Origin of the sequence: Trichlorobacter thiogenes, from assembly GCF_900167465.1 — a bacterium.
GTDB classification, from domain to species: domain Bacteria; phylum Desulfobacterota; class Desulfuromonadia; order Geobacterales; family Pseudopelobacteraceae; genus Trichlorobacter; species Trichlorobacter thiogenes.
This window is the reverse complement of record NZ_FUWR01000006.1, coordinates 160389-170947: the sequence shown is the minus strand read 5'-3', so window position 1 is coordinate 170947 and position 10559 is coordinate 160389. Positions and strand designations below refer to the sequence as shown.

The window sequence follows — 10559 nt, the reverse complement described above, 5'->3', positions numbered from 1 at the left end:
CATTGGTGAAACGTTTTACTTCTTCTGTTGGAATGACACCAACATCAAGAATAGCTTTAGAAACATCAATGCCGATAAACAGATTCTTTCCCATAGTCTTTCTCCTTTCCCGTTCTTGCAGAATGCGGGATCCAGATGGTCCCCAGTCAACTGTTCGGGCTATTGGGAGGAAGGGAATGACGCCTTACGCTCTGTGACGGGCTTGGTGTCCCAAAACACGATCAAGCTGTCATTCCCTGGCTACTTGAAAGAACATTAGATGCTACACGCTGAACATACAAGGTCACAGAGGTCACAGAGGATTACAAGAAAAGACGGCAAAGTGAAGAGGTCGCTGTTGGATCTCTCTATTGTTTTCCTCCGCGAGCTTCGCGGCTTCGCGTGAGTAACTGCCGTTTTCAGGTTTACAGGATACATATTCTTCAGGGAGTTTAGGTATGCGACAATTAAAATGGATGATGGCATTGCTGGCTGTATTCTTTGTAAGCTTGATTACTGTTCCGGCCCAGGCGGGCATCCCTGCGCTGACCACCCCTGCCACCAGTAACCTTGGGGCCAATCAGGTTACCCTGACCGTGCAGGCCAGTGAAAACGGCACCGGCTATATTACGCTGCTGCCCGGCAGCGGCACACCGTGCGGCACCGGCGCGCAGGTGAAAGACGGCCTTGACAGCAACGGCAGTCCGGCATTTCGACGTGGCTCTTTAAAGCTTTCTGCCAATTCCTCCGGCAGCTACACCATAGCTAACCTGATCCAGACGACAAATTACACCGCCTGTTTTACCGCCGATGACGGCATATCCCTGCAGCCGACCCCGGTGACAGCAAACCTGACCACAGTTGCCGCCGCAACCTACAGCAATCCGGTATGGGAGCTGCTGGGTAATCCCGGTTTTACAAGCAGTAGCGACTATCATGCGCTTGCTTATGCACCGGATGGCACACCGTATCTGGCGTATTTGCACAATACATCCGGTACGGTGCTGAAGTGGGATGGCGCTGGCTGGGTCACCGTGGGGAGTCCGGGATTTTTCACGAGTGATTATCCCATCTCTCTGGTTTTTGCTCCGAATGGAACCCCCTATATTGCGTATGAAGATTCCGTAAACGGCATGAAACCCACCGTGAAAAAATTTGACGGCAACGACTGGGCTTCTGTGGGAAATGCCGGGTTTTCATCTGGTATCATCGACTATATGTCTTTGGCGATTGCCCCGGACGGGACCCCATATACTGCTTTTACTGAAGTTGAAAATAGCATTACCAGGGTAATGAGATATGACGGCAGCAGTTGGATGCCCGTGGGTGGGATTGCATTTTCAGATGCGACAAGAGCGGCTCTCGTATTTTCACTGAAATTCAGCTCGGCCGGAGTTCCGTATATCTCGTATCTCAGCTCTGACCCAACTCAAGCTTCTGGTATGACAATCGGTGTAAAAAGGTTAAACAGCGATAGTTGGGAGCTGGTGGGAAACTCGGCGTTTCCCTTTGCCACCCCCGGGGGGTGGGGGCTTGCGTGCCCGTTGGCCTTTGCTCCTGACGGCACCCCCTATCTGGTGTATTCGGATGCAGTAAACGCTGGTAAAGCCACGGTGATGAAGTTTAACGGCAGCAGCTGGGATCTGGTGGGAAGCGCCGGATTTACACCCGAAGCAGGCTGGGCTTTCTCTTTGGCATTCGCACCTGATGGCGCCCCCTATCTGGCATATGCAGGTGGCGTCGGCCTCCAAAGCGGTGTAATGAAATATACCGGCGGCAGTTGGATTACGGTCGGGGACGCCGGGATCATGAAAGCGAGAGACACATCTCTGGCATTTGCTCCTGATGGCACTCCCACTGTAGCCTTTAAGGATTCTCAATTCGGCAATAAAATTACCGTAATGCGCTTTGCAAGCCCTCCTGTCCCGCCGGTGCTCATCTCAATCTCTCCATCCAGCGGCCTTGCTGATGTCAACACAAACGTAACCATAACCGGTACCGGTTTTAGCAATGCATTGCGTGTGATGTTTGGCAGCAAAAATGCCATAAGTTTTGTCGTCAACTCAGACAGCCAGATCACCGCCGTGGCTCCTACGGCGGCAATTGGTGATGTGGTACATGTTACGGTTACAACCTACAACGGTACCAGCGCCACCAGTAGTGCCGATCTGTTTACCTACGGCAAGTATGCCCAGAACGCTATTTTTACTGCAGCCCCTGTCATTTTCATTGGGGGAACCGGCGTTGTCAGCGCACATTCTTCGCTTGATGACGCATTGTTACACCTTCCTGCAACCTACAGCTCACTGACCCCGGAAACCTGTACCATAACAAGTTCATACACCATCGATACCACCTTTACTGGTTCCACCTATTATTACGTAAGTACGTCTCTTCATAAAATTACGGATTACGCCGTGATCAAAGCTGATAAAGTAGGTACCTGCACTATTGCGGTTGATTTTCCTGAAACTGCGGATCATGCCGCAGTACGGGGGACTCAATCTATCACCATAATCCCTGCTGTAGCGCCACCCCTCACAGCTCCGACAGTATCCAATCTGGGGGCCAACCAGGCTACCCTTACCTTTCAGGCCAGCTATGACAGCATCGGCTGGTTTACCCTGCTCGCCGGCAGCAACGTCCCCTGCGGCAGCGCCAATCAGGTGAAGGCCGGCCTTGACTCCGCCAACAATACGGCCTACAGACGTGGCTCGCTCTCACTTACCGGAAACACTCCCGGCCACTACACGGTCAGAAACCTGTCAGGTAATACGCAGTACACACTCTGTTTCATAGCAGACAACAGCATGATTCAGCCGACACCGGTAGCCGTCAATCTTACAACCAATGCAGCAAAGAACTTTGCCCTCCCTGTATGGGTAGTTTCAACGTACCAGGCCATGTATGAGTCTCCCAGTGTTGGCGGCATCAGCTTCGCTCCGGACGGCACCATCCACGTGGCGTATAATAAGGATGATCCAAGTGTTCGTTATTCTCAGACTCACCAACAAGTAGATCGAATTATCGGCAACAATGCATATAATCTAAATGAGTTTAATTGGTTAACGTGGACAGGGTATATCGGTACTGTCAGTCCTGTATTCGCCCCGGATGGAACACTGTCCATCATAGATGCTCGCTCAGTGCAATCATATATTTCTTACGGCGGGGGCAGTGGATGGAATAAAAAACAGTTAACCACGGAAGATATTTTTAGTGGGAGCGTCGCCTTTGCTCCCAACGGAGAATTATACGTGGGGGCAAAGGTAAAGCTTGGTGGTATAGATTTGGATCTGGTGCGCAGATTTGATGGTACAAACTGGGTTGATGTCGGCACGCAGTCGCTATTGCAGAGTCCAGGGGCGTTTCCTAATAACTTCATTGCTTTTGCCCCGGATGGCAGTCTCTATCTGGCAGGTAACCAAAAATTTCTGAGGTTTGACGGCAGCGACTGGGTCTCCGTGGGGGAGTTGTCTGCTGATATTACTGCATTTGCCTTTGCTCCTGACGGAACACTCTGGGCGGCTGCAGGAGCACCAAGTAAAATCTACAAATTTAATGGCAGTGACTGGTTCGATATGGGTTCCGATGGTACCACGAGCGGACGTGGGGGGGTCACTTCCATCGCCATTGCTCCCGATGGTACTCCGGTTATTGCCGGAACCGATGGTGTTTGGCCGGAAAAAGTATATGTAAAGAAATTGAGCGGTAGTAGTTGGGTGTCGCTGGCAGATCTGGATTTACCGGATAATATGTCTCGATTGAATAACTCCAGGAATGTCGCTGTTACCTTTAGCCCGGATGGCACCCCGTATGTGGCATACGCTCCTTTTTCTCCTAATACCTACACAGTACTGCGTCTGGTTGATACCGCACAGTATGTCACCTACAACGGCAATGGCAACAGCAGCGGCAGTGTGCCGGTTGACACTACCGGCTATGCCCAGAACGCCACAGTCACGGTTTTGGGTAATAGCGGCGTACTGGCAAAAAACGGTTATGTCTTTAACGGTTGGAACACGGCAGCCGACGGCAGCGGCGCCAGCTACCAGCCCGGCGCAACCTTTGTCATGGCTGCCAGCAGCACCCTCTACGCCCAGTGGGCTGCCCCGGTTGCGCCGCCGTCAGGGCTGGTCTCCTGGTGGCGAGGGGAGAGAAACGGGCTGGATGTTCTGGGAACAAACAACGCCACACTCCATAGCGCCACCAGCTTTAGCTTTGCATCCGGCAAGGTTGGTCAGGCCTTCAGCTTCAGCGGGACGATCTCTGAATACCTTGATGCGCCCAGCAGTGCTTCACTCAACTTCGGCACGGGTGACTTTGCCATCGCCACCTGGGTCAAGTCCAGCGACAACGGCAGCTACCGGCGGCTTGTTACCAAACGTACCGGTGGCACCTGGTACTCTTTAGCTCTTAATGACGGCAAGGCTTTCTTTGAAATAGCTGGTGGTGTTAATTGCACGTCTTCCACCACTGTTGCCGATGGTAAGTGGCATCACATTGTTGTCAGCAGAGATCCAACAGGCACCTCGTCCCGGAAATACCGACTTTACATCGACGGTGTTGAGAACACGTCTCTGGATGATGGCGGCCTGAACCTGGACAACAGCGCCCCGCTGGAGATCGGCAAATGGGCTGCCGAATCCTATGGTGGCATTTACTCCGGCCTGATGGATGAACTGCAGATCTTCAGCCGTTCCCTGAGCGCCACAGAAATCCATGGTATCTACAATGCCGGACCAGCCGGGCTGGCACTTGTCCCAACCGTCACCAACATCTCTCCATCCAGTGGTTTTGCCAGTGGCGGCACCAGTGTCACTATTACCGGCAGCGGCCTGAACAACGCGACCGCAATTAAATTTGCTGCAACTGATGCCACCGATTTTTCTGTTAACTCAGACACCCAGGCAACCGCCACCTCTCCAGCCGGTGTAATCGGCCAGACCGTAGATGTCACCGTCACCACCCCCGGCGGCACCAGCGCCACCAGCAGTGAAGACTTGTTCACTTACACCCTGCAGTACCAGGCCAAAAACCAGACCACCGGTAATTCCTACAGCACCCTGGCCGAGGCGATTGCCGTCGCATCAGCCGGGCATGAGATCCGGGCCTATGGCGGTCAGTTTGACGGTACCGTTACTCTTGGCACCTCGCTTAACCTGTACGGTGGTTATGATGGCATGTTTAGTGTTAAGGGCAGCCTGCCCACCACCCTGAACGGCAGCCTGACCTTGAACGGCGGTACTACCAAGGTGGACAGCGTCACCGTCAAAGGTGTTTTGAGCATCAAGGGCGGCAGCTTGCAGGTAAGCGGGGTGGTGGTGAAATAGAAAATAAAATAAATTCAAGTGGTTTTGTTGCATTGTCGGAGTTTTGTGCTTTAATTGATTAGAGCGTTCTTTCTATAAAGAACGCTCTTTGACTTCTACGTACCACCATGAAGGGCGGTTCTTATATGAGACGACTTGTCCTGATGGCAGTGAGGCTCATGTTATACCCAATAAAAATGAATCAGGAGACTAGCATGAAACAGATCAGGGCAATTTCATTTGTACCAGCAGCAGTGTGCTTTATTGCTACCTGCACCCTCTCGTCAACAATGCTTTATGCCGGTGATACCCAGATAATCGGAGACCTGAAAGTTGATAGGCTCTACTTTAGCGGTGACCCGAACCACACGCTTATTACAAAGCCTTCGGATTTTCCTGCACCATGGACAATCAGCAATACTGATATTTATTACCAGACCGGCAATGTCGGTATCGGTACCCCGACTCCTTCACAAAAACTGGATGTTATCGGAACAATAAAGGCAACAGCATTTCAAGGCGATGGGTCAGCATTAACCAACATCTCTGCCATTGCCACAATTGCCGATAACAGTATCACTGACGCCAAAATAAGTGGACCGATCTCTGCCGCCAAACTGGACCTGAGCACCGTTCAGAAGAAATACGGCAAGGTTGCCGTTGTTGCCCAGAGTGGTGGTGATTACACAAACCCTGTAACTGCAATGGATGAAGTGGCCTTGTGGTGTGGTACCCCGTCATCCACCAATACCTGCCTGCTTAAGATTATGCCGGGGACATACACCGTACGATCCCCCGGTCTGGTCATGCTGCCCTACATTGACATCGAGGGATCAGGGGAAAAGGTGACGAAGATAACCTCTACGTTAAGTTCTGCATCATATCCACTCACCATTGCGACGGTGATGGGGGCTACTAATGCCGAGCTTCGTTTTCTTACCCTGGAAAATATCGCTACGGCAAATTACTCAACGGCCTTGCTGAATATCTCGGCATCGCCATCACTGCTTCATGTAACAGCTACCGTATCCGGGACGGCATTAAATAACTATGGCGTAGCCAGCATCGCATCCTCGTTCCCGACCATGACCAATGTAACCGCCACCGCATCAGGAGCGACAAACAGCAATGCTGGCGTTTTCAACAATTCATCATCCCCCAAAATGACCAATGTAACCGCCATTGCATCGGGGGCGGGAAGCAGCAGCTATGGCGTAGCCAACATCGCATCATCATCCCCGACGATGACCAGTGTGACAGCCACTGCATCGGGAGGGGCATCCGAAAGTGCTGGCGTTTTCAATAATGTATCTTCTTCCCCGGTTATGATCAATGTGACAGCCAGCGCATCGGGGGCTACAGTCAGCAACTATGGTGTTATGAATAACGCCTCTTCATCTCCGATGATGATCAACACCAACGCGGCAGCCACCGCATCGGGAGAGACAGGCCTCAACTATGGCGTTTTTAACAGCAACACCTCTTCCCCGACGATGACCAATATGACCGTCACTGCATCGGGTGGGGAGGTCTCTTTTGGTGTCAGAAACAACAATTCATCCCCGACAATGACGAATGTGACGGTCGGAGTATCGATGGGTTACCACGCCGCTGTGGGCATTTATGGCGAATCTGGCGGAACGATCAAGATTAATAATTCTGTGATCAAGGCACCGACGCATACTATTCACAACGATACTGGTACTGCGATTTTTGTCGGAAACACACAACTTGATGGAGGATATGCAATTAACGATAACGGGGCGACGCTTACCTGCGTCGGGGTTTATGATCGGTACTATTCATCACTTTCGAGCACGTGCGAGTACGTGCCAGTAAAGTAAGCTTGTTTCGCGCTCTCTCTGTCTCTGTAAAGAACTGTGTCAAACCTCTGCCTACCATCCTGAAAGGCAGCCTGCAGGTAAGCTGGGTAGCGGTGCCGTAGCAGGTAGAAGCTTGGAAAAATAGTTTGCCGCTAAAGAACACAAAGAATCACAAGGAAAATTGTTTTCAGTACCTCATGAAAAAGGAAAAAGGTCGCTGTTGGATTTTTTAGCTTTTCCTCCGCGAGCTTCGCGGCTTCGCGTGAGTACCTGCCGTCTTCTGGTTTATGGGATACACCTTCTTCAAGGAGTTTTGCATGCGACAATTGAAACTGATGGTGCTGCTGCTGTTTTCAATGCTGTTGCTGTGCAGCAGCCAGGTCTGGTCACTGGATCGCTTCGTCGATCTGAATGACGGCACCATGCTTGATACCGTCAGCAGTCTGCGCTGGCTGAAGAATGCCAACTGTTACGGGATACAGAATTGGGATGCGGCTAAGTCGTCTGCAGCCGGTCTGGCATCACCATCCTGCGGATTGAGCGATAGTTCCACGACAGGTGACTGGCACCTGCCCACCATTGATGAGTTGAGTGTTTTTGTTAATGCCGGATACCGCGATGATACGCTCAATGCTGCCGGGTTTAACAACGTCCAGGCGGACAACTACTGGTCTTCCACTGACTGGTTTTACTACACCTTGGACGCCTTGTTCGTGGGCATGGGCGACGGCAACACGGGTGCCGCCAGTAAGGTCTTCTTCAACTACGTATGGCCAGTTCGTGCCGGACAGCATTGGTCATTGGGGGCTTTGGTTATTTTGGGGGCACCGGATTTTGGCAACCAGATTCTTGGTTCTGTTTCGTCTGGCCATCAGTTTACGTTGCAAAACAGCAGCGCAAACCCGCTTACTGTTACCTCAATCGCCCTGAACGGAACGGATTCCGGGCAGTTTACCCTTGCCACTGGTGGAACAAACCCCTGCAGCAGCCTTACCTCGCCAACCCTGGCTACCGGTGCAAGCTGCACCGTGCTGGTCAGCGCCAAACCAACAACTATCGGCAGTAAGAGTGCCAACCTGACGGTTACTTCAGGCGGCTTGAACGTGAATGTGCCGTTGACTGCTACGGTTTCACCTCTGTCTGTTACCTACAACGGCAATGGCAGCAGCAGCGGCAGTGAGCCGGTTGACAGCACCGGATATACCCTGAACGCCACAGCTACGGTTCTGAATAACAGCGGTGGGCTGGCAAAGACCGGCTACGTCTTTAACGGCTGGAACACTGCAGCCGATGCCAGCGGCACCACCTATCAGCCCGGCGCAACCTTCAACATTGCTGCACCAACCACGCTCTATGCCAGATGGACTGCCCCCATTACACCGCCATCATCGCTGGTCAGTTGGTGGCGGGCCGAGGGTGACGCCCTTGATACACGCGGCGGTCTTGTGGGAACAGCGACTTCAGGCATAACCTACACCGCAGGCAAGGTTGGTCAGGCATTCAGTTTTAGTGGCGTTTTTAATGGTGCATCGCCCTCATACATTACCGTACCTGATAATCCTCTGCTTAACTTCGGTACACACGAATTTTCCATTGCCACCTGGATCAAGACGACCAATACCGGTAGTTATAAGCGTATAGTGACAAAACGGATAACTGACGGGGCAACGGCATGGTATTCACTGGCTGCCCATAACGGTAAAGTTCTTTTTGAAACTGGTGTCAACAACATTACCTCTTCTGCCACGGTTACTGACGGGCAGTGGCACCATGTTGCCGTAACCAGAGACCCGGCCAGCAGTTCACCGCGAAAATTTCATTTGTATATTGATGGGGTAGAGGATGCTTCAGTGCCTGACAGCGGAGCGAATCTGGATAATGCCTGCCCACTTGAACTGGGCAAATGGTTCAACGAAAATTATTACGATGGCATTTATTCCGGCCAGATTGATGAACTGCAGTTCTTCAACCGCGCCCTGGCAGCTGTTGACGTTCAGAATATCTACAACGCCGGCAGTGCCGGACTGGCGCTTGTTCCGACTGTTACCGGCATCTCCCCTGCCAGAGGTCTGGCAACCGGAGGAAGCCAGGTGCTGATCACCGGGACTAATCTGGCCAATGCCAGTACGGTGAAATTTGGCGCTACAACAGTCGCCGGTTTTACCATTGTCTCCGATACCCAGATTACCGCGATAGCGCCTGCTGGTACAGTTACCAGCATCGTCGATATCTGTGTAACCACGCCCGGCGGCACCAGCGTTGCCAGCAGTTCCTCGAAATTTACGTATACCGGGCTTGTCAGTTGGTGGAAGGGTGAAGGAAACGCCCTTGATGCGGTGGGTGGTCTTAACGGTACGGTTGGTTTGTATCCATATTACACTCCCGGCAAGATCGGCCAGGCATTCTTTTTTACCGGCAATCCGACTGGATATGTCACCGTACCTGATAATCAGAAACTACGCTTCGGGGTGGATGAATTTTCCCTGGCTGTTTGGGTGAAGACATCAGATGTCGGTACATGGACACGGGTTATAACAAAACGTCCTGCTTCCGGTGCCACTGCCTGGTATTCATTGGGGGTTTCCGGCAACAAGGCGATCTTTGAAATCACCGCTGGTACCCCACTAACCTCTGCACTGCCGGTTGCCGATGATGCATGGCATCATATCGCCGTAACCAGAGATCCTGTTGGCAGCTTACACCGAAAATTCCGTCTGTACGTTGATGGTGTCGAAGATGTTACCATGGATGACACTGGCGTGAATCTGGATAATAACGGCCCGCTGGAGATCGCCAAATGGGCCATTGAAACACCGGGCGGTGCAATACTCAGGGGATCTATCGATGAAGTGCAGCTGTTTAATCGCGCCCTGACAGCCACTGAAGTTCTGGAGAATTACCATGCGGTCCCAGGAGTTGCATGGCCACTTAGCGTCACGAAAACAGGCAGCGGCACGGTAACGACCAATGTCTCTCCCGGCACCTTAAGCTGGTCAGACAATACCGGCACGGCAAGCTACCCGGATAGCACTTCGCTCACGCTGACCGCCATTCCTGAAAACGGGTCCGGTTTTAGCGGCTGGGGCGGTGACTGCAGCGGCACTGATACCTCCCGTTCACTCAGCATGTTTGTCGGCCATACGGCAAGCGCCAGTTTTTTTGTAAACGATTATGTCCGGCTTGGCGCTTTGACAACCCCCTATGGCACCCTGCATCACGCCTATGCTGCGGCACAACCTGGTAATCTTATCAAGGCGCTGGGATTGACCTTTACGGAGGATCTGACTATTGATCGTGGCCTGAGCGTCACCCTGCAAGGCGGGTATGTTGCCGGTTTCGGCAGCCGTAGCGGCAGTACGACATTGAACGGCAGGCTGACAATCAGCAGCGGTAGTCTGGTGGTGGATCAGTTGATCGTGGCTGGTGCCATATCCGAGTGAAGATC

General features: G+C 52.3%; 3 protein-coding genes. All 3 read left to right on the top strand.

Annotated features, from left to right (window positions below):
- The first annotated feature begins 437 nt into the window (after nt 1-437).
- The 3 genes from B5D39_RS07510 to B5D39_RS07500 all read left to right on the top strand — a co-directional run bounded on the left by B5D39_RS07510 (nt 438) and on the right by B5D39_RS07500 (nt 10554).
- Nucleotides 438-5312: a LamG-like jellyroll fold domain-containing protein gene (locus B5D39_RS07510; protein ID WP_078789840.1), complete on the top strand. Its 4875-nt coding sequence runs from the start codon at nt 438-440 to the stop codon at nt 5310-5312.
- A 194-nt stretch (nt 5313-5506) separates the two neighbouring features.
- Nucleotides 5507-7135: an autotransporter outer membrane beta-barrel domain-containing protein gene (locus B5D39_RS07505; protein WP_078789839.1), complete on the top strand. Its 1629-nt coding sequence runs from the start codon at nt 5507-5509 to the stop codon at nt 7133-7135.
- 296 nt (nt 7136-7431) lie between these two features.
- Entirely contained in the window at nt 7432-10554 is a 3123-nt protein-coding gene (locus tag B5D39_RS07500; RefSeq protein WP_161947447.1) for a LamG-like jellyroll fold domain-containing protein, read from the top strand.
- Nucleotides 10555-10559 lie beyond the last annotated feature (5 nt).